This is a genomic window from Synechococcus sp. W70.1 (assembly GCF_047461515.1).
GTDB lineage: Bacteria > Cyanobacteriota > Cyanobacteriia > Thermostichales > Thermostichaceae > Thermostichus.
This window is the reverse complement of record NZ_JANSHH010000036.1, coordinates 59,901-83,246: the sequence shown is the minus strand read 5'-3', so window position 1 is coordinate 83,246 and position 23,346 is coordinate 59,901. Positions and strand designations below refer to the sequence as shown.

Annotated in this window: 25 protein-coding genes; 20 read left to right on the top strand and 5 right to left on the bottom strand. The window is 60.2% G+C overall.

The genetic code is table 11. The features are described 5' to 3' along the window. The first annotated feature begins 26 nt into the window (after nt 1-26). Nucleotides 27-1,157 carry a geranylgeranyl reductase family protein gene (locus NW808_RS11275; RefSeq protein ID WP_414421241.1) on the top strand — a complete coding sequence of 377 codons (1,131 nt, stop codon included), beginning with the start codon at nt 27-29 and terminating at the stop codon, nt 1,155-1,157. Here the strand turns inward: NW808_RS11275 and NW808_RS11270 are convergent. Beyond that, nucleotides 1,154-1,633 carry an ATP-binding protein gene (locus tag NW808_RS11270; protein ID WP_414421240.1) on the bottom strand — a complete coding sequence of 160 codons (480 nt, stop codon included), beginning with the start codon at nt 1,631-1,633 and terminating at the stop codon, nt 1,154-1,156. The two genes, NW808_RS11275 and NW808_RS11270, sit on opposite strands and share 4 nt — an antisense overlap. A 196-nt stretch (nt 1,634-1,829) precedes the next feature. Between NW808_RS11270 and NW808_RS11265 the strand changes: the two genes are divergently transcribed. The 7 genes from NW808_RS11265 to NW808_RS11235 all read left to right on the top strand — a co-directional run bounded on the left by NW808_RS11265 (nt 1,830) and on the right by NW808_RS11235 (nt 7,370). Next, nucleotides 1,830-2,105 (top strand): hypothetical protein, encoded by a 276-nt coding sequence (locus NW808_RS11265; protein WP_414421239.1) that lies wholly within the window; start codon nt 1,830-1,832, stop codon nt 2,103-2,105. Nucleotides 2,106-2,189: 84 nt separating this feature from the next. Continuing rightward, complete coding sequence (gene ndhC, locus NW808_RS11260; protein WP_414405908.1) at nt 2,190-2,552, top strand: photosynthetic/respiratory NAD(P)H-quinone oxidoreductase subunit C; 363 nt, start codon at nt 2,190-2,192, stop codon at nt 2,550-2,552. After that, nucleotides 2,543-3,283, top strand: coding sequence for an NADH dehydrogenase subunit K (locus NW808_RS11255; RefSeq protein ID WP_414395725.1), 741 nt, complete (start codon nt 2,543-2,545; stop codon nt 3,281-3,283). Before ndhC ends, NW808_RS11255 begins: the two co-directional genes overlap by 10 nt. Nucleotide 3,284: 1 nt before the next feature. After that, the gene (locus tag NW808_RS11250) at nt 3,285-3,830 is read left to right on the top strand and encodes an NAD(P)H-quinone oxidoreductase subunit J (protein ID WP_414395724.1); all 546 of its coding nucleotides are present in this window, start codon (nt 3,285-3,287) and stop codon (nt 3,828-3,830) included. 241 nt (nt 3,831-4,071) lie between these two features. Next, nucleotides 4,072-5,337 (top strand): class I SAM-dependent methyltransferase, encoded by a 1,266-nt coding sequence (locus NW808_RS11245; RefSeq protein WP_414421238.1) that lies wholly within the window; start codon nt 4,072-4,074, stop codon nt 5,335-5,337. Nucleotides 5,338-5,361: 24 nt separating this feature from the next. Next, on the top strand, nt 5,362-6,333 hold the full coding sequence (locus NW808_RS11240) for a LysR family transcriptional regulator (RefSeq protein WP_414421237.1): 972 nt from the start codon (nt 5,362-5,364) through the stop codon (nt 6,331-6,333). Beyond that, on the top strand, nt 6,330-7,370 hold the full coding sequence (locus tag NW808_RS11235) for an anthranilate phosphoribosyltransferase family protein (RefSeq protein ID WP_414421236.1): 1,041 nt from the start codon (nt 6,330-6,332) through the stop codon (nt 7,368-7,370). The genes NW808_RS11240 and NW808_RS11235 overlap by 4 nt, the downstream gene beginning before the upstream one ends. A 38-nt stretch (nt 7,371-7,408) precedes the next feature. On the opposite strand, the gene glgP is transcribed toward NW808_RS11235, so the two are convergent. Next, a complete protein-coding gene (gene glgP, locus NW808_RS11230) occupies nt 7,409-10,015 on the bottom strand; it encodes an alpha-glucan family phosphorylase (RefSeq protein ID WP_414421235.1) in 2,607 nt (868 codons plus the stop codon). 135 nt (nt 10,016-10,150) lie between these two features. Here glgP and mnmE point away from each other — a divergent pair, with 135 nt between their 5' ends. The 4 genes from mnmE to gpmI all read left to right on the top strand — a co-directional run bounded on the left by mnmE (nt 10,151) and on the right by gpmI (nt 14,376). Further along, nucleotides 10,151-11,530 carry a tRNA uridine-5-carboxymethylaminomethyl(34) synthesis GTPase MnmE gene (mnmE, locus tag NW808_RS11225; RefSeq protein ID WP_414405913.1) on the top strand — a complete coding sequence of 460 codons (1,380 nt, stop codon included), beginning with the start codon at nt 10,151-10,153 and terminating at the stop codon, nt 11,528-11,530. Between the two features lie 106 nt (nt 11,531-11,636). Beyond that, nucleotides 11,637-12,137, top strand: a complete 501-nt coding sequence (gene dps / locus NW808_RS11220) for a DNA starvation/stationary phase protection protein Dps (RefSeq protein ID WP_414395712.1) — start codon at nt 11,637-11,639, stop codon at nt 12,135-12,137. Nucleotides 12,138-12,160: 23 nt separating this feature from the next. Continuing rightward, on the top strand, nt 12,161-12,685 hold the full coding sequence (locus tag NW808_RS11215; protein WP_414395710.1) for a tetratricopeptide repeat protein: 525 nt from the start codon (nt 12,161-12,163) through the stop codon (nt 12,683-12,685). Between the two features lie 98 nt (nt 12,686-12,783). Continuing rightward, complete coding sequence (gene gpmI, locus NW808_RS11210) at nt 12,784-14,376, top strand: 2,3-bisphosphoglycerate-independent phosphoglycerate mutase (protein ID WP_414410380.1); 1,593 nt, start codon at nt 12,784-12,786, stop codon at nt 14,374-14,376. A 13-nt stretch (nt 14,377-14,389) separates the two neighbouring features. Here the strand turns inward: gpmI and NW808_RS11205 are convergent, their stop codons facing one another. Together NW808_RS11205 and NW808_RS11200 are read right to left on the bottom strand one after the other, a co-directional pair. Beyond that, nucleotides 14,390-14,704 (bottom strand): hypothetical protein, encoded by a 315-nt coding sequence (locus NW808_RS11205; protein WP_414410379.1) that lies wholly within the window; start codon nt 14,702-14,704, stop codon nt 14,390-14,392. Beyond that, nucleotides 14,701-15,288 carry a DUF3177 family protein gene (locus NW808_RS11200; protein WP_414421234.1) on the bottom strand — a complete coding sequence of 196 codons (588 nt, stop codon included), beginning with the start codon at nt 15,286-15,288 and terminating at the stop codon, nt 14,701-14,703. The genes NW808_RS11205 and NW808_RS11200 overlap by 4 nt, the downstream gene beginning before the upstream one ends. Nucleotides 15,289-15,607: 319 nt before the next feature. Between NW808_RS11200 and NW808_RS11195 the strand changes: the two genes are divergently transcribed. The 8 genes from NW808_RS11195 (at nt 15,608) to NW808_RS11160 (ending at nt 21,595) form a co-directional block, all read left to right on the top strand. Continuing rightward, on the top strand, nt 15,608-16,138 hold the full coding sequence (locus tag NW808_RS11195) for a hypothetical protein (RefSeq protein WP_414410377.1): 531 nt from the start codon (nt 15,608-15,610) through the stop codon (nt 16,136-16,138). Nucleotides 16,139-16,143: 5 nt separating this feature from the next. Further along, a complete protein-coding gene (atpB, locus tag NW808_RS11190; RefSeq protein ID WP_414395700.1) occupies nt 16,144-16,890 on the top strand; it encodes a F0F1 ATP synthase subunit A in 747 nt (248 codons plus the stop codon). A 227-nt stretch (nt 16,891-17,117) separates the two neighbouring features. Continuing rightward, the gene (gene atpE / locus NW808_RS11185; protein WP_414395918.1) at nt 17,118-17,366 is read left to right on the top strand and encodes an ATP synthase F0 subunit C; all 249 of its coding nucleotides are present in this window, start codon (nt 17,118-17,120) and stop codon (nt 17,364-17,366) included. A gap of 93 nt (nt 17,367-17,459) precedes the next feature. Then, on the top strand, nt 17,460-17,933 hold the full coding sequence (locus NW808_RS11180) for a F0F1 ATP synthase subunit B' (RefSeq protein WP_414405918.1): 474 nt from the start codon (nt 17,460-17,462) through the stop codon (nt 17,931-17,933). Nucleotides 17,934-17,969: 36 nt separating this feature from the next. Continuing rightward, nucleotides 17,970-18,497 (top strand): F0F1 ATP synthase subunit B, encoded by a 528-nt coding sequence (locus NW808_RS11175; RefSeq protein ID WP_414421233.1) that lies wholly within the window; start codon nt 17,970-17,972, stop codon nt 18,495-18,497. Between the two features lie 25 nt (nt 18,498-18,522). Then, nucleotides 18,523-19,071, top strand: a complete 549-nt coding sequence (gene atpH, locus NW808_RS11170; protein WP_414395695.1) for an ATP synthase F1 subunit delta — start codon at nt 18,523-18,525, stop codon at nt 19,069-19,071. Nucleotides 19,072-19,103: 32 nt separating this feature from the next. Continuing rightward, a complete protein-coding gene (gene atpA, locus NW808_RS11165; RefSeq protein ID WP_414421232.1) occupies nt 19,104-20,624 on the top strand; it encodes a F0F1 ATP synthase subunit alpha in 1,521 nt (506 codons plus the stop codon). A 26-nt stretch (nt 20,625-20,650) separates the two neighbouring features. Beyond that, nucleotides 20,651-21,595, top strand: a complete 945-nt coding sequence (locus NW808_RS11160) for a F0F1 ATP synthase subunit gamma (RefSeq protein WP_414421231.1) — start codon at nt 20,651-20,653, stop codon at nt 21,593-21,595. On the opposite strand, the gene NW808_RS11155 is transcribed toward NW808_RS11160, so the two are convergent. Further along, nucleotides 21,592-23,217, bottom strand: coding sequence for an ABC transporter permease (locus tag NW808_RS11155; protein WP_414421230.1), 1,626 nt, complete (start codon nt 23,215-23,217; stop codon nt 21,592-21,594). The genes NW808_RS11160 and NW808_RS11155 overlap by 4 nt on opposite strands. Nucleotides 23,218-23,346 lie beyond the last annotated feature (129 nt).

Below are 23,346 nucleotides of genomic sequence, written 5' to 3'. Positions count from 1 at the left end.
CGTTCCCTGAATGTAGGTGTCAAGCCATGTCCTACGTGTATGACTGTGTCATCGTCGGCGCCGGCCCTGCCGGCGGAGCTGCCGCCTACCACCTAGCCAAGCGCGGGCGCTCGGTGCTGGTCCTGGAAAAGGATCCCTTGCCCCGCTACAAGCCCTGCGGGGGCGGCGTCTCCCCCATGGTGGCGGCCTGGTTTGACTTTGACTTCAGCCCCGCCATCTCGCTGAAGATTCGGCAAATTCGCTACACCTGGCGGGGTGGGGATCCAGTGGTGGTCGAGTTGGATCTGAAAGAGCCAGTGTGGATGGTGCGACGGGAGGTTTTCGACGCCTACCTAATCCAGCAGGCCCAGAAGCAGGGGGCCACCCTCTGGGCTGGATGTGCCGCTGCCGGCCTTGAGTGGCAAAGTGACCGCTGGCAGGTGATGACTCCTGCTGGCCCGGTCTGGGGCCGGTACGTGATTGGGGCTGATGGGGCCAAGGGGTCGATGGCAAAGTGGCTGGGCTTTCGCAGTCGCCAGTGCCGCCTGGCCGCTGCCCTAGAGGCGGAAGTAGCTGGCTTGGAGCCGCAAACTGCCGCTGCTCACTTTGACTTCGGCAGTGTTAGCAATGGCTACATTTGGAACTTCCCCAAGGCGGACGGCTACTCGATTGGAGCTGGCACCTTTCGGGGTGGCCAGAAACAAAACCTGCGAGAAATAGCCAGCCAGTATGCCCACAACTTTGGCATCGACCTCAAGTCGGTTAAGTCCTTTGGCCATCCCCTCTGCCTTTGGGACGGGGATCAACCCCTGCACAGCCAAAATGCGCTCCTGGTGGGAGATGCCGCCTGTGTTGTCGACCCGTTTACTGCCGAAGGGATCCGTCCCTCCCTCCTCACTGGCATGCTGGCGGCGCAGGCCATCGACCAAGCCCTGGCAGGGGATCCCGAAGCCCTGGCCAACTACTCCGCCCGCGTCCAACAGGAGTGGGGCGCAGAGATGCGCTGGGCCAAGCGGATTGCGGCTCTGTTCTACTGCTTTCCCGGCGTGGGCTACCGAGTTGGCGTCAAGCGACCGGGAGCCACCCGGCGCATGGGCCAAATCTTGGCTGGCGAGCTGCGCTATAGCGATGTGGCCAGCGCGGCCATTCGCCAGTTGAGTGCTGGTCTCTTGGCCTAGACAGCTTGCTGGGAACTGCAGCCAGGATCGTCAAAGCGCCGGCTAATCAACAGACAGTTGCGGCCATCGGCCTGGCGAGTGTAGCTCAGGTGAGTGGAGAGGGCTTTCATCAGCAAAATGCCCCGTCCTCCCTCGGATTCGGCGTCGGGGAGAGGGTTGGCTGCTAGGTTTTGGGCAAAGCCCTCCAAGTCAAACTCCTGACCCTGATCCCAGATGCGTAGCTCTAGTCCCTGCGGCGTCAGCGTCAGCTCGATATCGATAGGCGTGCTGGCGGGCAGGGCGCGATGGGCATGGCGGACGGCATTGGTAAACCCTTCCGCGAGAACCAACTGGCACTCCAACCAGATGGGATCTGGAATACCCGCGTTGCGAAAGGACTCAAACCAAGTCAAAACTTCACCTAGGGCATCCAAAGTCGTGTCAACCCTCAGCGCAAAGGCTCGTTTTTCCTCTGCCGGAATCTCTGCCTCACTCAAATTGCGCCCTACTCCGAAGTTCTCCCTCAGCAGGAATGACCCGGTCAAATTCTAAACCAACCTGCTTCAGCCGCTTACCCCCCCTTTTAGGGGGCACTGAGGCTTGCTGTAGCCGCGCCTTCAACTTCCCAAGGGAATGAGAAGCTGCCCAGGAAGAAGCTAAGGGGAAGGGTCTGGGCAGTAGGGGTTAGGATCTGTGAAGATTTGGCCTGTTCTGGCTATGAGTCTCTCTACCTGGAAGCGCTGGTTGGACTCTTTTCTCATTGCCCTGGCCCTTCTGATGTTTGCCGGCTTTGTCTGGTTTGTTTTCTCGGTAACAGCAGCCTTCTTCGGGATTACCCTAGGCTACAAGCTCTGGCTGCGGCTGTGGCTGCCCTGGTTTCAGCCGTTGCTGGGGATCCTGACAGCCGGCGCTTTGCTAAGCGGCGTGTGGAGTTGGCTCTCCCGCGATCGAGACCATCAGCAGCCCTAAAGATCCGCCGGCGCCAAGAGGCCACGGACTGGCTCTATACTGAAAACGTATCTAAATGTTGAGCACCTGAGGCAGTCTGGCGTCGTGTTTGTCCTATCTGGCTACGAGTACCTGCTGGCTTTCCTCATTGTCTGCGCCCTGCTGCCAGTTTTGGCCCTAGGGGCCTCAGCCCGTTTGTCTCCCAAACGGCAGGGAGCCCTGCGAGTCAGCACCTATGAGTCGGGGATGGAGCCGTTTGGGCAGGCCTGGATTCAGTTCAACATCCGCTACTACATGTTCGCGCTTGCCTTCGTCATTTTCGATGTGGAGACTGTGTTCCTCTACCCTTGGGCAGTAGCTTTTCACCGCCTGGGGCTGCTGGCTTTTGTGGAGGCTTTGATTTTCATTGCCATCCTCGTGGTGGGTCTTGTCTACGCTTGGAGAAAAGGAGCGCTGGAATGGTCATGACCTCTAAGGAGCCGGAAGTTTTGTTTCCGGCCTCTCCTCCGCAAGTTACTACGGATCTTTCCAACAATGTTATTCTCACAACGGTAAACGACCTCTACAACTGGGCCAAGATGTCCAGCCTCTGGCCGCTGCTCTATGGCACCGCCTGCTGCTTTATCGAGTTTGCGGCGATGCTGGGATCCCGCTTTGACTTCGACCGCTTTGGCCTGTTGCCTCGGACTTCGCCGCGCACCGCTGATTTGCTCATCACAGCGGGAACGGTAACCATGAAGATGGCGCCGGCACTGGTTAAGCTCTACCAACAGATGCCCGAGCCCAAGTACGTCATTGCCATGGGAGCTTGCACCATCAGCGGCGGCATGTTCAGCTCTGATTCCTACACCGCTGTGCGAGGGGTGGATAAGCTCATCCCCGTGGACGTGTACATTCCCGGCTGCCCACCCCGCCCTGAGGCCATCATGGACGCCATTGTCAAGCTGCGCAAGAAGATTGCCGCTGAGGACATGCGGGAGCGGGGCCGTCTGCAGCAAACCCACCGCTACTACACCGTCAAGCACAACCTCAGACCGGTGCCCGAAGTCATCACTGGCAAGTACTTGGAGAGCGAAACCCGCCAGGCTCCGCCGCCGGAGCTAGCTGCCGCCATTGGCCTGCCCGTGCCGCCGGCCCTGCAGACTGCCGACTTCAAGCGGGTAGAGCAACAGCTCAAAGCCTTGCAAGGAGGGGCCTGAGATGACGGATCCCAAAACGCCGGAAAGTCCGCCTCCTGCCTCTGAGCCAGCCGAGTCGCTGGCAACGCGGGAGCGAGGTCCAGTTTCTCAGTTTCTTGCTGACAACGGCTTTGACCACCAGTATCTGGGCAGGGATGCGGCTGGAGTAGAGCTACTGGAGGTGGAGCGGGACTTTCTCCTGCCCGTATGCACCGCTCTCTACGCCTATGGCTTTAACTATCTTGCCTGCCAGTGCGGCTATGACCTAGGGGCAGGCCAGCCGTTGGTTAGCCTCTACCACTTGATTAAGCTGACGGACGGAGCGGATCGCCCGCCGGAGGTGCGCGTCCAGGTGAAACTGCCCCGCGACGATCCGCGGGTGCCCTCGGTGTACTGGATCTGGAAGTCGGCTGACTGGCAGGAGCGGGAGACCTACGACATGTACGGCATTATCTTTGAAGGTCACCCTAACCTAAAGCGGATCCTGATGCCAGAAGACTGGATTGGCTGGCCGCTGCGCAAGGACTACATTACGCCTGACTTTTATGAGTTGCAGGATGCCTACTAAGAGGGCTCCCTCAACCACCTGGCTGGCGTTTGCAGGATAAGCGAAAATGTGGCCGTTTTTGCTCTTGGCAATCTACGCAGGAGGGGTTTGGTACTCGCTCCGCAAGGCAGATCGCCTCTACTCGGGATCGGGAAAATGGCTGGTCTCAGCTCTCTGGCCAGTCCTGCTTTTCACAAACCGTCGGTTTCGCCAAAATTGGCGCCGCCCCTTGCAGAGATGAGTCTCCTAGCCTATAGGCACCTTGTTGCACCCCCAGACGGATCAGCAACTGCAAGATCTCATCGCTAGCCGCATCCGCGCCCAGGGGCCAGTGACTTTTGCCCAGTTCATGGAGTGGGCCCTCTACGAGCCGGAGCTGGGCTACTACGAGCGGGGCTACCCCATTGGCCCTGACTACTTAACGGCTCCCCACCTGGCGCCCGACTTTGCTCACCTGTTAGCGGAGCAGATTCACCAGTTCTGGCAAGTTCTAGGCTCCCCTTCTGCTTTTGCGGTCGTTGAGATGGGGGCAGGCAGCGGTCGCCTGGCTGAAGATTGGCTAACCTACGTGCGCTCGGCTTACCCCGCGTTTTGGCAGGCTCTAGAGTACGGGATCCTGGAGCGCTCTGCCTCTTTGCGGCGGCTGCAGCAGGAGCGCTTGGCGGGCTTTGGGGAGAAGGTGCGCTGGCTGGCGTGGGACGAAATCCCGGAGGGGTCAGTAACTGGCTGTTTTTTCTCCAATGAGCTGGTGGATGCTTTTCCGGTCCATCGGGTGCAGGTGCAGGGGGGGTCTTTGCGGGAAATCTACGTGGATTGGACAGAGGGAGGGTTTCAAGAGGTGCTGGGGGATCCCTCGACCCCCGCGCTAGAAGCGTACTTTGCCCGGCTAGGGATCCCAATTACCACCTACCCCTCTGGCTACCAAACCGAGGTCAACCTCAAGGCCCTTGAGTGGCTGCAGCTCCTGGCCCATAAGCTGCGGCGGGGCTACGTGCTGACCATCGACTACGGCTATCCTGCCCAGCGCTACTACAGCCCCCAGCGCTCCCAGGGCACGCTCCTAGCATACCGCCGACACGCCACCTCTACGGATCCCTATAGTCGGGTAGGGTGCCAAGATCTCACGGCCCATGTGGACTTTACAACCCTGGAACAGGTGGGGGAATCCCTGGGACTCAAGCGACTGGGCTTCACGCAGCAAAGCTATTTTCTGGTAAACCTGGGGTTGGCGGAACGGCTGGCCGCCCTCAGCCAAACAAGCGATGGGTCAGGGGGCGTGGGCCAGGTGCTGCAGCGGCGCTTTGCGCTCCAAGCGCTGATCGATCCGCTGGGGCTAGGTAGCTTTGGGGTGCTGCTGCAGGCCAAGGGCTTGAGTGAGTTGGAATCTACCCAGCGGCTGCGGGGCTTTGCCGAGCCGGAGCTAATGCCTATGGGCGGGGCGGGCTTGAAAGTGAACCCTACGGCACGGTTTGGTAGCGGCACTTACAGCAGTTCGAAAGATCCCTGGCTAAAATCCCGCGGCAGCTAGGCCGTAACTCCTGAGAGGTTCTCGGTGCGCTTGGAGCTGTTGCAGGCTTTTCTAAACGTCGTCGAAAGTGGCAGCTTTTTGGCTGCAGCCCGCCGCAGTGGCCTAAGCCAGTCTACCATCAGCCGCCAAATTCAGGCCTTGGAAGAAGAGGTGGGCGCCCCGCTACTGCACCGCAAGAGCCCAGTGGCCCTGACGGTGGCGGGGGAACGGCTCCTACCCCATGCCCGGCGCATCTGTCAGGAGTGGCAGCAAGCCCAAGCCAGCATTCGAGAATGGCTGCAGGGCGGGCAAAGCGAGCTCTGCGTTGCCGGGATCCACTCCCTGACTGCCTATCGACTGCCGCCGGTGCTGCAGGAGTTCTGCCGAGAGTACCCGCAGGTGCAGTTGCGGGTTACAGCTCTAGGCAGCGACCGCGCCTTGAAGGTGCTCAAGGATGGGTTGGTGGATGTGGCTTTGGTGATGGAAAATCCCTGGCTAAGGCGGGGGGACGAACTGGTAGTGGAGCCCCTGTATTCCGAGCCCATCCAGGTGTTGATGGCCACCAGCCATCCCCTCAGCCGCTACGAGCGGATCCCTTGGCCGGTGTTGGCCGAGTACCCCCAGGTCGTGTTTAAAGATGGCTATGCCATGCGCACTTGCGTGGAGTCCCACCTGGCCCGCCAGGGGTTAACTCTCAAGGCAGCGCTGGAGCTGAACACGCTGGAGGCCTTTCGCGGTGTCGTTCGCCAGGGGCAGTTGATTGCTCTCCTGCCAGAATCGGCTCTAGTGGACTGTCACGCCGACCCAGGGTTGCAGGTGCGGCCCACCGACCCCCCCTTGTTGCAGCGACAGGTAGTGGCAGTAACCACCCGTGATCGCTATCAGATCCCGCCCATTCGCCGGTTTTTGCAGTTAGCAGCCCAGTTGCTCCGCCAGCCTGCTTCCGACGCCAAGGCAGATAGGGATGCCTCCTGGGTTTCTGCCAAGTTCGCTCGCCCTAGACTGCCAAAGCTATGAGCCACGAGTTTCGCGAGCTTTTGAAGAAAATCAGCAGCGGCACCCACACTCACGAGGATCTCACCCGCGGCGAAGCCGCCCAGGCCACTCGGCTGCTCCTTGCGGGCAAAGCCACCCCGGCCCAGATTGGGGCCTTTTTGATTGCCCACCGCATCAAGCGCCCCACCGCCGAAGAGCTGGCTGGTATGTTGGATGCCTATGCCGAGTACGGCCCTCGCCTTCCCCAACGAGATCTGCCCCATCCCTTGGCTATCTTTGGCCACCCCTACGACGGCCGCTCGCGAACAGCGCCGCTGGGGGTGTTAGTGGCTTTGGTATTGGCGGCAGCAGGAGCAGCTGTTTTGCTCCATGGTTCCGGCTGTTGCCCTCCCAAGTATGGTCTACCCTTGGAGGTGGTTTGGCGAGGCTTGGGGGTGGACTGGCGAGGATGGTCGCTGGAGCAGGTGGGCCGATGCCTGGAGCAAACTGGCTTGGGATTTTTGTACTTGCCAGACTGCTTCCCCCAAGCGCAAGCTCTGATGGAGTACCGGGATCAAATCGGCAAGCGCCCTCCCCTGGCTACGCTGGAGCTGGTCTGGGCACCCTATGAGGGCCCCTTCCACCTGGTGGCCGGCTATGTGCATCCGCCCACCGAGGCCACAATGCTGGAGTTGTTTGCCCTGCAAGGGATCCAAAACTTTACCACGGTCAAGGGACTAGAAGGCAGCAGCGACCTGCCGCGGGAGCGGACAGCTATCCTCAACCACCGCGGGGAACGGCTGCTGCTTAAAGCCCGCGACCATCACCTGGCCGGCCCGGAGATCCCGCTGGCGGAGGAGAAAGAGTTGCTGCGGCAGATGCACCAGCTCCTCAACGGGGATCCCTCCCCCCTTGCCCCAGCGGTACTCTGGAATGGTGGCAGCTACCTCTGGCTGCTGGGCTATGCTCAATCTCTCAGCGAGGGGATCCAGCAAGCAGAGGAATTGCTCCGCTCTGGCCGAGTGAGGGAAAAGCTGCAACAGCTCCAACACCTAGCTTGCCTGGCCCAGCCTTCCTAAAAAGCAATTGGCCCAGCTCTTGAGGAGGGCCTGACCGGCTAGGCCCAGAGCATCAGCCGCAGCTCATAGGGATCGGGCATATCGGGGTGAAAGGGCAATAGGCGGATGGCCAACCCCTGCAAGCCGCTGCTCTCGTAGCGAACTTGGCCACAAAAGATGGCGCGATCCCCCACTGTCTCCACGTAGCGCAAGGGGGTTGCCCGGCCGTTTTGGATCTGGCCCTTGTCGTCCACCGACCCCTGGTAGGCTTGAACAATCACATCCTGCGGCTGCAGGGATCCCAGCTGCACCTCCACCGTTACGGTGAGGGGTTCCCCGGCCATCACCACTTCCTGGACCTGGCTATCCCGGCCGGCAGAAGGCTTGCCAGTGGGCTGTCTTGGGTTTTCAATCCGGACGTCGAGAACCCGGAGGTTGTACCAGTTCTCCTGCAGATGGTTCCGCCAACGGGTAAACTGGCGGGCCGCCTGGAAGTTGTTGCGCCGCATGCGGTCAAAGGAGTTGCTCAACGGAATGTAGGCTCGCTCGGCATACTCCCGAACCATGCGCTGGGTGCTGAAGCGAGGGCAGTTGAGGCGGATTGCCTGCTTCATGCGCTGAATCCAGGCATGGGGCAGGCCGTCGCTGCCGCGTTGGTAGAAAAGGGGAGCTACTTCCTTTTCCAGGAGATCGTAGAGGGCGTTGGCCTCCACCTCGTCCTGGTAGGCGCGATCCTCAAACTCCTCGCCGCGGCCAATGGGCCAGCCAGTCTGGTAGTAATCTGCCTCATCCCACCAGCCGTCCAAGATGCTCAGGTGCAGTCCGCCGTTAGCCGCTGCCTTCATGCCGCTAGTACCGCTGGCCTCGCGGGGGCGCAGGGGGGTGTTTAGCCACACGTCCACCCCGGCCACCATTAAGCTAGCGATGTACATGTCATAGTCTTCGATAAACACCAGCCGCTGGCGGAACTCTGGCTGGCGCGACACCTGGACAATCTGGCGGATCAACTCCTTGCCGGCTGTATCGCGAGGGTGGGCCTTGCCGGCAAAGATAAACTGCATCGGGTACTGGGGATGGTTGATCAGGGCTTTGAGCCGCTCCAGGTTGTGGAGCAAGAGAGTGGCCCGCTTGTAGGTGGCAAAGCGGCGGGCAAACCCAATGGTAAGCACCTCTGGGTTGAGGGCTTCTGAGGCCCGTTGGATCTCAGCCGTCGAGGCTGCCCGCTTTTGCAGCTGCTCCACCAGGCGCTGGCGGGTGAAGTCAATGAGGCGAGCGCGGCTGTGCTCGTGCGCCCGCCACAGTTCCGCATCCGGGATCCGATCCACCTTCTGCCAGAGAGGATCCGAGGGAGGAGCCTCCGCCCAATCCGGCCCCAGGTAGCGGTCGTAGAGAGCTTGGTTTTCCTCCCCCACCCAGGTGCGGACATGCACGCCATTGGTGATGGAGGTAATCGGCACCTCCTCTTGCGGGATCCCAGGCCAGAGGGGGCCAAACATCTTGCGGGCGACCGCCCCATGGAGCTTGCTGACGCCGTTAACAAACGAGGCCATGTTGATGGCCAGCACCGCCATGCTGAAAGGGGACTGGAAGTCGCCTGGATTTTCTCGACCCAGGGCCAAAAAGTGCTCCCGACTTAGGCCCATCTGGCGGTAGTAGGAGCCCAGGTAGTAGTCGATTTTGTCTGGCGGGAACAGGTCGATCCCCGCAGGCACTGGCGTGTGGGTGGTAAACAGCTGGCTCGACTTAGCCACCTGCCAGGCCTCCTCAAAGCTCAGCCCTTGCTCCACCATCAACAGGCGGATCCGCTCCACTGCCAAAAAGGCAGAGTGCCCCTCGTTCATGTGGTAGACAGTGGGGTGGATCCCAAGGGCGCGCAGAGCCCGCACACCACCGATCCCCAGCATCATCTCCTGGTGGATGCGCACATCCTGGTCGCCCCCGTAGAGCTCGTCGGTGATGTCCTGGTCGTACTGGCTGTTGGGCTCGATGTTGGTGTCGAGAAGGTATAGGGGCACCCGCCCCACCATGGCTTTCCAGATGCGGGCAAATACCTTGCGGTTGGGGTAGTCCACCTCAATGCGAATCTCGCGGCCCTCCGCGTCTCTTTGCAGCTCCAGGGGCATGTTAAAGAAATCGTTGGTGGGGTAGCGCTCCTGCTGCCAGCCATCGGGGCTGAGGTACTGGCGGAAATACCCCTTTTGGTAGAGCAGGCCCACACCCACGAGCGGCAGGCCCAAGTCGCTGGCTGCCTTGAGGTGATCCCCGGCCAACACCCCCAAACCCCCTGAGTAAAGAGGCAGACAGTCGGCCAAGCCAAACTCCGCGGAAAAATAGGCGTAGCATTCCCCTTCCACCGCATGGGATAAGCGGTACCGACGGTACCACGTGTCTCGTTGGAGATAGCTATTTAGTTGCTGGCTAGCTCGCTCCAGTTGGGCTAAGAACCCCGGATCCTCTGCCAATTCATCCAGGCGTTCCTGCCGGATCTGGCCCAAAAGAGCCACAGGGTTGTGCCCGCAGGCATCCCACAGATCTGGATCCATGCGCCGGAACAGGGTGCGGGTTTCTACGTTCCAACTAAAATGCAGGTTGTAGGCCAAAAAGCGCAGGCTCTCCAAGGCAGGCGGCAGGTAAGGGATTACCCTAAACGTGCGTAACGGCTTCATATTTTGTTAGGACAAGTGCAGGTCGCCACTGCCAAGCTACCCTGACCTCGGCGGGAGAGCTTAGCTTTTTACAGCTTCTTTCGAGTTAAGGCCGGGCTCCTGCCTACAGGGAACTAAGGCATAGCCCATTCACCTATGGATCCCACTACACCCCTGGCCGACACCATTGCTGCCATTGCCACCGCCGTGGTGCCCGAGCAGGGCAGCATTGGCATTGTGCGCCTTTCCGGCTCGCGGGCTCTGTCCATTGCCCAGGCGATCTTTACTCCCGCCCGCCGCAATGCCACCTGGGAGAGCCATCGCCTTCTCTATGGCTGGATCCATGACGAGAAGGGCCACCCACTGGACGAAGCTCTGGCTGTGTGGATGCAGGCCCCCCGCTCCTACACCCGCGAGGATGTAGTGGAGTTCCATTGCCACGGCGGCATTATGGTGGTTCAGGCTACCCTGCAGCAGTGCCTGCGCCAGGGAGCCCGGCTAGCGCAGCCAGGGGAGTTTAGCCTACGCGCTTTCCTAAACGGTCGCATCGATCTAACCCAGGCCGAAAGTGTGGCTGATCTGGTGGCAGCCCGCTCTCCGCAGGCAGCTCAAATGGCGCTGGCGGGTCTGCAGGGCAAACTGGGACAGTCTATCCGCGCCCTGCGCCAGGCGCTCCTGGGCTTATTGGCCGAGATTGAGGCGCGAATTGACTTTGAAGAGGATCTGCCCCCTCTGGATGTCCCGGCTTGGCAGGCCCGGCTGCAAGACATTCAGGCTCAGATGCAGGCCCTGCTGGCCACTGCCGAACGGGGGCAACTGCTGCGCACTGGGGTGAAAGTGGCCATTGTCGGGCGGCCCAATGTGGGCAAGTCCAGCCTGCTCAACGCCTGGTCAGGGCAGGATCGCGCTATTGTCACGGATCTACCTGGCACCACTCGGGATGTGGTGGAGTCCCAGTTGGTGGTGAGAGGGATCCCCGTCCAGCTCCTGGATACCGCCGGCATTCGCGCCACTGACGATCCGGTGGAGCGGCTGGGGGTGGAGCGCTCCCAACGGCTGGCCCAGACCGCCGATGTGCTGGTGCTGGTCATCGATGCTCAGGCGGGCTGGACGGAGGCTGATGCGGCTATCTATGCCTCCATCCGCCACCGCCCCCTGATTCTAGTGATCAACAAAACTGACCTCGCCTCCCCCAACGGCATTTCTCTCCCCCCCGAAATCACCTACCGTGTCCCTGCTGTTGCCGCCCAGGGCAAGGGGATCCCAGAGCTGGAAGAAGCCCTGGAGCAGCTTGTTACCCAGGGGCGACCCCAGCCCAACTTGGAGGTAAGCCTCAACCAGCGCCAGGCCGCCGCCCTCCGCCAGGCCCAAGCCAGCCTAGAACAAGTGGCCCAGGCCATGCGGGAACAGCTCCCCCTCGATTTCTGGACCATCGACCTGCGGGGGGCGCTGCACGCCCTTGGCCAGATCACCGGCGAGGAGATCTCCGAGGCAGTCTTGGATCAGATCTTTAGCCGCTTTTGCATTGGCAAGTAACCGCTTGCTAACTCATACTCATTCTGAGTTTGTGTTAGTATAGGCCCAGTTGGGAGCTGACAGACTGATGGCCCCAGCGGATTCCACAACAATTGGGAGGTTGGCTATGGTTAGTGCCGAAAAAACCCGTCTCTACCCCACTCAGCTCGACCTGCCGGCCGAGGCCCGCGCGCAACTGGTGGAGCTGCTCAACCAGTCTTTAGCGGACACCCTGGATTTGAAGACTCAGGTGAAGCAGGCCCACTGGAACGTCAAAGGCATGAACTTCATCGCCCTGCACGAGATGTTTGACACCTTTGCCAGCACCCTGGAAAACTACGTGGACATGCTGGCCGAACGGGTTACGGCCCTGGGGGGCATTGCCCGCGGCACGGCCCGCATTGTCGCCCAAACCTCGAGCTTGCCTGAATACGACCTGACGGCTGAAGACGGTCGCGCTCACCTGCAGGCTTTGGCGGCCCGCTACGGTCAGTATGCCGCTGCCGTTCGGCGCAACATTGACCGCGCCACCGAGCTGGGGGACGCCGACACTGCCGACCTGTTTACCGAGATCTCGCGGCAAATCGACAAAGATCTCTGGTTTATCGAGGCCCACCTGCAGGCTTAAAGAGCTAATTGTGGGGTAACAAAATGGTTGCCAGTGCTTCTCTCCTTTACTTGGCAGCTTTGGCAGGCATCCTGGGGGTGGTGGGTTTCTTTGTCTTGCGTGGGGTGCTACGCCTATGGGCGCAGGAAAAAGTCATTCGCGAGCTCCAGCCCCGCCTAAGCAAGGGCAAGGGATCCCCCCAGGAGCACTACGAGTTGGGCAGCGTCTACCTGCAAAAGGGTCTCTACGAGCAGGCCATCGTCCAGCTCAAAAAAGCCCTGGAAGTGGCTGGGGAAAACATCCCCCCGGTTTGCAACGCTCTTGGCTTTGCCTACTTTAGCCAGGGGCAATACGATCTGGCCATTCGCTACTACAAAGATGCGGTGGCGGCAGATCCGGCCTATGTAACCGCCTGGAATAACCTGGGCCATGCCTACGAGAAAAAAAATCTCTACGGCCCTGGCCTGGAAGCCTACGAGACCGTGTTGAAGCTGGATCCCCAAAATGCCATTGCCAAGCGCCGCGCCGAGTCCCTGCGCAAGCGTCTGCAGCCCAGCTCCCGCGGCTAATTGACAATTGCTGGCCTTAAAAGAAAGTGGAGGTTAGGGATCCGGTACCGTATTGCCGGGGCTGGTATCATGTTTTGGAAAACGCGAGAGACCGCTTCATGAATGCACAGTCGGTGGCACCGGTAGTTTTGGTCATTCTAGATGGCTGGGGTTATCGCGAGGCCGCGGAGGGCAACGCCGTGCTGGCTGCCCGAACCCCCGTCATGGATAGCCTATGGGCTACCTATCCCCATACCCTGCTGCAAGCTTCGGGGCGGGCCGTGGGTTTGCCAGAAGGGCAGATGGGCAACTCCGAGGTGGGCCACCTAACTCTGGGAGCAGGGCGGGTAGTGCCGCAGGAGTTGGTGCGCATTAGCGATGCCATTGAGACGGGATCCCTTTTTCAAGAGCCTCTTTTGGTGGAAGTTTGTCGTCAACTCAAGGGGCGGGGAGGCCGGTTTCATTTCATCGGGCTCTGCTCTGCAGGAGGGGTTCACTCCCACATTGACCACCTCTACGGCCTGCTGAAACTGGCAGCGCAGGTGGGGATCCCTGCCTACGTTCATGCCATTACCGATGGCCGCGATACTCCCCCTTGCGAAGGGGCAACAGTTCTGGCCGCTCTCCAAAAAGAGCTGCAATGGCTGGGCAACGGCGTCATCGCCACCCTGAGCGGCCGCTACTACGCCATGGATCGGGATCGCCGTTGGGAGCGCACCCAGAAGGCCTACGAGGTTATGACGGAAGATGGCCCTGGCTGTGGCCGCAGCGCTGCCGAGGTGATGGCAGACTTTTACGCCCAGGATATTACCGACGAGTTCATTCCCCCCACCCGTTTGGCGCCGGGAGCAGTAAGGCCGGGAGATGCAGTCATCTTCTTCAACTTCCGCCCGGATCGGGCCCGCCAGCTTACCCAAGCTTTCGTCTGCCCCGACTTTTCCGGTTTCCAGCGCTGCCTTATTCCGGACCTCACCTTCATCACCATGACCCAGTACGATCCCACCTTGCCGGTGCAGGTGCTCTTTAAGCCGCAGAACCTGGATCACCTGGTAGGGCAGGTGGTAAGCGAGGCTGGCCTTAAGCAATTGCGCATTGCCGAAACGGAAAAATACGCCCACGTCACCTACTTCTTCAACGGCGGCCTCGAGCAGCCCTTCCCTGGGGAAGATCGCATCTTGGTTCAAAGCCCGCTGGTGGCCACCTACGACCAAGTGCCGGAGATGTCGGCGAGGAAAGTCACCGACAAGGCTATCGAAGCCATTGCCCGCGGCGAGTACAGCCTGGTGGTGCTGAACTACGCCAACCCTGACATGGTGGGCCACACCGGCAACTTTGAGGCCACGGTGCGGGCTCTGGAAACGGTAGACCACTGCCTAGGTCGCCTGCTGGCGGCAGTGGTAGACGTAGGGGGCACCACCCTCATCGTTGCGGATCACGGCAATGCCGAGCTGATGTGGGACGACCAGGGCAACCCCTGGACCGCTCACACCACCAACCCCGTGCCCTGCATTCTGGTGGAGGGCGAAAAGCGCAAGATCCCGGGCCGCGGTGGCGACGCCAGGCTGCGTTCCGGCGGCACCTTGGCTGATGTCGGACCCACCCTGCTCGAGATCTTGGGCTTGCCGCAGCCCCCTGAGATGACGGGGCAGTCCCTCCTGCAGCCGGCAGAATACACCCTCCTGCAGCGGCAGCCGGCGCCTGTGGGGCGCTAAAACCCGCCCTCCCCTACTCGGCTACTGGGATCCCTTCTTGGATTAGCCAAGCCCTCACCTCCTCCCAGCTGCGGTAGAGAGCCAAAACCCGGGAGCGCTCAGGGTGATAAGGGGCACTAAGGCGCTCTAACTGTAAGAAGCGAGCCTGAGGAGGGATCACCGGCACCTCTGGATCGGGGGGGGTGGGCCGGCGCAGGGAGCTGCTATAGCCGCGGTAGATTAGCACCAAGTCCGTTTCCCCCTCGCTTTCCACCTCCACCCGCAGCACCTCCTGGGGGTGGGCTTGGCTGTAGCGCTCTAGAGCCAGCGGCCAGGGCAGGGCGCTCATGCTGCCAACTCCCTTTTCTCGGTAGGGGGCCGCAGCCGCCAGACGAAATAGACGCTGTAGAGTAGGTAAGCTACCAAGCCCCAGGCCCCTAGGCTCCCGAGCAGCTCGGGGGATACATTGGGATGGAAGATCTCCCGAAAGCCCAGCGGCGGCTCAAACCAGGCTTGACACTGGAGCGACAAAGAAGCCTGGAAGGCGCAGGGCACAAAGGCTCCTGAAAAGAAGAACCCGACCCCCATATAGCCAGTCAGGATCCACCGCCAGAGCAAGAAAGCCCGCGCTGCCCAGCTTCTCGACTGCTCGAGGGCGGTGCTCCAATCCCGCCAGAACCAAAGGCTGAGCGGGATCAAAAGCCGTGCCATTGCCCCGCTCAGGAAACTGATGGGCAGGCCGCCAATCATGAGATATACGGTTACCGCCAACAGGCTAGACACCCGCCAGTAGGCAATCAGAAGCTGGATCAGGGGCCCCAGCCCCACCGCAAAAGCCCAAACCAAGAGAGCTAGCGGCACCACCACGGTCAGCGCCACAGCTAGGCTGTAGTCCGCCCAAATGGCTTTCAGCAGCCACTCCTGTGGGATCATCCTCTCCTTCTCTCCTTCCTGACCCTAGTATGCTGGGATCCGCAGCGAGATTCCCCAGGGTTACAGGATATTACAAGTTCCTAACTACCCCTCCCCAAGACTTTACGCCGCAGGCCTTTGGAAAGTTTTCCAATTCTTGACATTGCCCATCCAGGAAGGTGGTAGATTCTTAGAGGAACACCTCGTGGGCCAGCCGTCTTTCTGGAGGGCAGATGGGAGTTTCCTAGGGCCTTGGTTTGGCCTGGTGTGTTAAGTATTGTTACTCAGCCATGGTATTTTGGGTTAAGGCCAACTCCTAAGAGGTAGGAATCCCGCTTCCATGTCCCCTTCTTTCAGACTTCTCTCCCACAGTCCCAGCCGCTGGAAGGCAGCCCAGTGGAAGCCCAGGCCCTTGCCTCCCCTAGAGGACGTGCCCCTTTCTCAAAACGATGAGGAAGAGAGGGGTTGCCAAGCTTCGCTGCAGCCAGAGCCAACCTCTCGCGAGGGGACAGTGGGCAGAAGCTATGCGGCACTGCAGTTATGGCTGGCGCTAGTTACCCTTAGCGTGAGCCTGGCCATTGCCCTGGGGTTGGCTTTGGTTTACTCACCAGGGGTTGCAGGCAACTACTTGCTAGGGGCAATGGTCGGCGTAGTCTATCTGCGCATGCTGGGCCGCAGCGTGGCAGAGCTGGGCAAAACTCGCAGCCGCTTAGGGGTGACGCGCCTAGCTCTGTTTGTTGGGCTGATGGTTTTGGCTGCGAAGGTAAAGTCCCTACAGATTTTGCCCATCTTCTTTGGGTTTATGACGTATAAGGTCACCCTGCTCATCTACCTCGTCCAGACGTTGAGCCGTTTATCTTCCTCTTCCTGATGCTTATGAGCCCGTCCTTCTCCTCGCCTTTTCTCCTAGCAGAGCTTGAGGTTGGCCATCACCTCTACTGGCACCTGGGCAAGTTTACGGTCCACGGCCAGGTTCTGATTACCAGTTGGATTGCCATTGCCCTAATTTTGACGGTGGTGCTGCTGGGCACTCGTCAACTGCAGCGGGAGCCCGCTGGCTTGCAGAACTTTGTTGAGTATGTTTTGGAATTTGTGCAAAGCATTGCCCGTGCCCAGATTGGCGAGAAAAACTTCCGGCCCTGGGTGCCCTATGTTGGCACCTTGTTTCTGTTTATTTTTGTCTCCAACTGGATGGGGAATCTTTTCCCCTGGAAGTTGATCCCCTTGCCGGAAGGGGAGCTGGCTTCTCCCACCAACGACATCAACACCACTGCCGGCTTGGCGCTGCTTACCAGTATCATGTATTTCGTGGCCGGCATCAGCAAGCGGGGGCTGTCCTACTTTAAAAAGTACATCGAGCCCACGCCGGTTCTGTTGCCCATCAACGTTCTAGAAGATTTCACCAAGCCCCTCTCCCTAAGCTTCCGTCTGTTTGGCAACATCTTGGCCGAGGAGCTGGTGATTGCGGTGTTGGTGTTGCTGGTGCCCTTGTTGATCCCGGTGCCGGTGATGATCCTGTTCCTGTTTACCGGAGCCATTCAGGCTTTAATCTTCGCAACCCTCTCGGCGGCTTACATTGGAGAGGCGCTGGAAGGCCATGGGGGTGGGGATCACCACGATTGAGCTGCCGAGGAGTCGGCGAGGGCTGGGGCGCTCAGCTCTCCCCACCTCTTCCGGGGGTTGTTGCCGGGGCTTGGTAAGGTTTGTTGGGGCCGAGGGCCTGTGCCCAGAGGTCGCCGACAAGGGGGCGATCGGCTCGGATACTCCAGCCAGATCACCTCAAACCAAAGGCGCTGTTGCAGTCGTGCCTACTTCTGTTCTGTAACGACGAGGAGAATCTCACGATGGCTATGGATTCGTTAACCTCTGCTGCCTCTGTTTTGTCTGCTGCTCTGGCTATTGGTTTGGGATCCCTGGGTCCAGGGCTGGGCCAAGGGAATGCTGCTGCTGCGGCCATGGAGGGGCTGGCCCGCCAGCCAGAGGCGGAAGATAAGATCCGCGGCAGCCTGTTGATCAGCCTGGCCTTCATGGAAGCTCTGACCATCTACGGCTTGGTGGTGGCGCTGGTGCTTTTGTTTGCTAACCCCTTCGCCTCCTAGTGCTGTCGTCTTGGGGGCAGTCTGGACAGTCCCTGCCGGCTTGCCCCCTAGTCTTGCTTCAGCTCAGAATCCCGTTTTTGTCCCTGAGGCCCCATGCTCTCCTCAGCCCTTTTGGCCGTCGAGGCCGCCGAGAAAAATGGTCTCTTCGACTTGGATGCCACCCTGCCCATCATCGCCATTCAATTTCTGTTGTTGGTAGCTGTGCTTAACTCTCTCTTCTACGAGCCGGTTACTCGGGTTATTGACAGCCGCAACGACTACATCCGCTCCACCCAGGCGGAAGCCCAGGAGCGGTTGGAGAAGGCAACGGCCCTGGCCCAAGAGTACGAGGCGGAGATTAGCCGAGCTCGCCTACAGGCGCAGGCCGTGATTGCCGAGGCGGAAGCGGCTGCTGCTCGCATCCGTTTAGAGAAGCTGGCGGCAGCTCAGGCAGAGATCCAAGCCAAGCTGGAAGCGGCGCGGCGGCAGGTTGAGCAGGAAAAGCAAGCAGCCCTTGAACAGCTGCAGCAGCAAGTGGAGGCCATCGCCGCCCAGATTACCGAGAAGTTGCTAGGTAGCGTCCGTTGAGTGGCTGGTTAAACGTTCCTTGGGGAGTAGCTTGTGATGCTGGGGTTTAGCTGGATGCCCGCTTGGCTTTTGGCCGTGGCTGAGCCAGGGATCCTCGAGGCGGTTCTAGAAAGCAACCTCATCAACATCGCCATTATCCTAACTTTGCTGTACCTCTTGGGTCGCCGAGTGGTGGGGGAAGCGCTGGCCAAGCGGCGGGAAAGCATCCTCGAAGAGCTGCGGCAGGCGGAGCAGCGCAAGCAGGAAGCCCTCGAGAGGCTGGCGGAGGAACAGCAAAAGCTGGCACAGGCCCAGCAGGAAGCAGAGCGCATTCGCCGTCAGGCGGAAGCTAGCGCAGAGGCCCGCCGTCAGGAGCTGTTGCAGCAGGTGGAGCAGGAGATCGAACGGCTGCGCGCCAAAGCGGCAAGGGATCTTGCCGCCGAGCAGGAGCAAATTCTCCAAGAGCTGCGCCGCCAAATTGTTCGCCAAGCGCTGCGCAAGGTGGAACAGGAGCTGCCGCAACACCTCAATGAGCAGATTCACCATCGCCTCATTGAGCAAGGGATCCAGATGCTTGCCCGCTAGGTGAGTTCAGGAGAAACGGAAACCCATGCTGAACCGGAAAATGGCTCTTAGGGTAGTGGATCCCTACGCCGAGGCCTTGGTTTCTCTGGCTTCTGGACAGGGGTTGCTGGACACCTTTACCGCCGATGTGCGCTTTATTGCCGCTGTTTTGCAGGCCACGCCGGAGCTGGGCCAGTTTCTGGCTAGCCCCCTGGTGAAGACGGAAGCCAAGAAAAACCTTCTGCAGCAGGTGTTTGCCGATCAGATCCACCCGCTGCTGCTCAACGCCCTTCAGCTGTTGACCGACCGCCGCCGCATCATGTTCCTTGGGGCTCTCTGTCAGCGTTTCTTGGAGCTGCAGCGGAAACTGCAAAACATTGTTCTTGCGGAGGTAACCGCCGCAGTGCCCTTGACTGAAGCCCAGCAGCAATCCATCCGGGAGCGGGTGAAGGACTTCACGCAAGCTAGCAGCGTGGAGCTGCAGATTAGCCAAGATCCCACGGTGCTAGGCGGAGTGATCCTCAAGATTGGCTCCCAGGTCATTGACCTCAGCTTGCGCGGCCAGTTGCGCCGGCTGGCGCTGCAGCTAGCTTAAGTTTTGAGATCCCCTTTCCTGAGAGGACTGCCATGCCTACCATTCGCCCAGATGAGATTAGCACCATCATCAAGCAGCAGATCGAGCAGTACAACCGGGAGATGCAGGTCTCCAATGTCGGCACGGTTCTGCAAGTAGGAGACGGCATTGCCCGCATCTATGGCTTGGAGAAGGTGATGGCCAGTGAGCTGCTGGAGTTTGAGGATGGCACGCTGGGCATTGCTCTCAACCTCGAGGAAGACAACGTTGGCGCCGTGCTGATTGGCGACGGCCGTAACATCCAAGAAGGCTCTACCGTCAAGGCCACAGGCAGAATTGCCAGCATTCCCGTAGGGGAAGCCCTGCTGGGCCGCGTGGTCGATCCCTTGTGCAATCCCCTCGACGGCAAAGGGCCGATTCACTGCACCGAGACTCGCCTCATTGAGTCCCCAGCTCCCAGCATCATTGACCGCCGCTCGGTGTATGAGCCGCTCCAGACCGGCATCACCGCCATCGACGCCTTGATCCCCATTGGGCGGGGACAGCGGGAGCTCATTATCGGCGACCGCCAAACGGGTAAGACTACCCTTGCGGTCGACACCATCCTCAACCAAAAAGGACAGGACGTCATTTGCATCTATGTGGCCATCGGCCAGAAGCAGAGCAACATCGCCCAGGTGGTGAACATCCTAACCGAGCGGGGGGCAATGGACTATAGCATCGTGGTGGCTGCTGGCGCCGACAGCCCGGCTCCCCTACAGTGGCTAGCTCCTTACTGCGGGGCCACCATTGCCGAATACTTCATGTACCAAGGCAAGCACACCCTGGTAGTCTACGACGACCTGTCCAAGCAGGCAGTAGCCTACCGCCAGATGTCGCTGCTGTTGCGCCGTCCCCCTGGCCGGGAAGCCTATCCGGGCGATGTGTTCTACCTGCACTCGCGGCTACTGGAACGGGCGGCCAAGCTCAACAGCCAATTGGGCGAGGGATCCATGACCGCCCTGCCGATTGTGGAAACCCAGGCCAATGACGTGTCGGCCTACATTCCCACCAACGTTATCTCCATTACCGACGGCCAGATCTTCCTGGAGTCGGATCTGTTCAACGCTGGCATTCGCCCAGCCATCAACATTGGCATTTCCGTTAGCCGCGTTGGCTCGGCGGCGCAAACCAAGGCTATGAAGAAGGTCGCTGGCTCCCTGAAGGTGGAACTGGCGCAGTATCGGGATCTGGAAGCCTTTGCCCAGTTTGCCTCCGACTTGGATGAGGCCACCCAAAAGCAACTGGCCCGCGGCCAGCGGCTGCAGGAGATCCTTAAGCAGCCCCAATATTCGCCCCTGTCTTTGGACCAGCAAGTAGCCATTATCTATGCGGGAACGCAGGGCTACCTGGACGACATCCCGCTAGAGAAGGTCTCCAGCTTCAAGCAGGGCCTGCTGTCCTACTTGAGCACCGCCCATCCCAAATATGGCGAGATTGTCCTCTCCACCAAGCAGCTTACCGAGGAGGCGGAAGAGATCCTAAAAACCGCCATTGCAGAGTTCAAGCAAAGCTTTGTAGCTCAGGCAGGCTAAGGGCAGATCCAACAAGGGAGAGGGTTATGGCCAAGCTAAAGCCAATTCGGGATCGCATTAAGGCAGTGAAGAACACCCGTAAAATCACGGAGGCCATGCGCCTGGTGGCGGCAGCGCGGGTGCGGCGGGCTCAGGAGCAGGTGATGGCTACTCGTCCCTTTGCCAATCGCCTGGCCCAGGTTTTCTATCGGCTGCAGACGCGGCTGCGGCTGGAAAATGTCGAGCTGCCCTTGCTAAAGCAGCGCCCTGTGGCAACAGTGGGCCTGCTAGTGGTGGCCGGGGATCGGGGTCTGTGCGGCCCCTACAACGCCAATGTTATCAAGCGTACTGAGGAGCGAGTGGGCGAGCTGCAGGAAACAGGGCAGCAGGTGCAGCTTTACCTGGTAGGCCGCAAGGCGGTGCAGTATTTTCAGCGGCGCTCTGCCCCTATCGCCAAGACCTACGTGAATCTGCCGCAGATCCCCACTGCCGCTGAAACCGCTCAAATTGGGGATGAGCTGCTCTCCGCTTTCCTCTCTGAGAAGGTGGACAAGGTGGAGCTCATCTACACCCGCTTTGTCTCCCTGATTAGCTCGCGGCCAGTGGTGCAATCCCTGCTGCCTCTAGACCCTACGCGCCTGGCTGCTCGCGACGACGAGATCTTTAACCTGCTGGTGCGGGGGGGAGAGTTTACCGTCGAGCGCAGCAAGATCGTTGCTCCTGTCTCAGCCCCGCCGCCGGACATGATCTTCGAGCAGGATCCCGTGCAAATCCTGGATGCGCTCCTGCCTCTGTACCTGAACAATCAATTGCTGAGGGCTCTGCAGGAGGCAGCAGCCAGCGAGCTGGCAGCCCGGATGACAGCTATGAGCAATGCCAGCGACAACGCCACTGAGCTTATCCGTACCCTCACCCTTGCCTACAACAAAGCTCGGCAAGCGGCCATTACCCAGGAGATCCTCGAGGTGGTGGCAGGTGCCGAGGCCCTCTAGGTCTCTTCCCGTCCGGAAGAGTACAAGTTACGTCGCCGGGCCATTTGGGAGTTGAGCAGGATGACAGGCAAGAGCCCCACCAGGACAATTGCCAAAGCAGGGGCACCGGCCTCGGCCAGGCGTTCGTCGGCAGCCATGCGGTAGGTGTAAACGGCCAGGGTATCAAAGTTAAAAGGCCGCAGCACCATCGTGGCTGGCAGCTCCTTCATGACATCCACAAACACCAGCAGCATTGCCCCCAAGATCCCGCCTCCCATCAGCGGCAGGTGCACTCGCCACAGGGTGCCCAGGGATCCCTGCCCTAAGCTGCGGGCTGCCTCGTCCAGGCTGGGGGGGATGCGCAGCAGGGTTGCCTCGACGGTGGCTAGAGCCACTGCCAAAAAGCGCACCAAATAGCCAAATACCAGGGCGGCGATGGTGCCGCTAAGAACCAAACCGGGTGGCTGCTGAAAGAGCACCTGCCGCAAGTAGCTCAGCAGTTGATCCAGTCGCCCCAGGGGAATCAGAACTCCCACGGCAATCACCATACCTGGCAGCGCGTAGCCTAAAGAAGACAAGCGCACTGCCAGCCGCAGGCTCCAGGTGGATCCCCGCTGCAGCCGCAGCCCATACAGCACCACCACCGACACCGAAACGGCAATCACCGCTGTGATGGTGGCTAGTAGAAGGCTATTCCGGGCGTAGCTCCAAAAGTGGCGGCCCACCGCTCCCTGGCGCAGGGTCATCTGGAGCAGGATAAGGGCGGGGACGACAAAGCCTAGCCCAACCGGGATCCCACAGGCTAGCCACGCTCCCACCGCTCGGATCCCCTGCAGACGGTAGCGGGCTAGAGCTGGCCTAAGCCCTTGGCGATAGTAGCGCGCCCGCTGGCGCGAGAATTGCTCCAAGCCCATCAGCAGCAACACCCACAGCAACAGCAGCGCCGAGAGCTGAGCTGCTGCCACCGGATTGCCGAGGGCCGTCCAAGTGCGGTAGATGCCGGTGGTAAAGGTATCGACCCCGAAGTAGCTGACGGTGCCGAAATCGTTCAGGGTTTCCATCAAGGCCAGGAGGCAGCCAGCCACGATCCCTGGCCGCGCCAGAGGCAAAGCCACCCGGAAAAAGCTAGCCCAGGGCCCGTAGCCTAGGGAACGGCTCACCTCCAAACAGGCCACCGACTGTTCCTGGAAAGCTAGCCGCGCCGAGAGATACACATAGGGGTAAAGAGTCAGCGTCATCAGCAGGATTGCCCCCCCCAGCGAGCGAATGTTGGGGAACCAGTAGTCGCCGATCCCCCAGCCGGTGACCCGCCGTAGCCAGATCTGGAAGCCCCCAGTTACTTGCAAAAAATCGGTGTAGGCATAGGCCAACACATAGGTAGGGGCCGCCAGGGGCAACACCAGCATCCACTCCAGCCAGGCCCGCCCCCAAAACTCGCACATCGTCACCAGCCAGGCGGTGCCGCTGCCCACCAGGATGACTCCCAGCGCCACCCCCGCCATTATCAGCAGGCTGTTGCGCACATATAGCCCCAAGACCGTGTCAACCAGGTGCCCCCAAACCTGCCGCTCGTCGGCAAGGAGGCTGAGCAGCACTGTTAGCGTGGGAATCAAAATTAAGCCCGTCAAGGCTACGGTCAGCAACGTCCAGCCGCTGAACCATCGCCTCCAAGCGCTCTTGAATTTAGCCAAGCTAGCTTTCCCATCAACTGCAATGGCAATTCCTGAGAGCTGGCAAAAATCTGATCTAGCCATACCGGGGAGCCAAGAAGA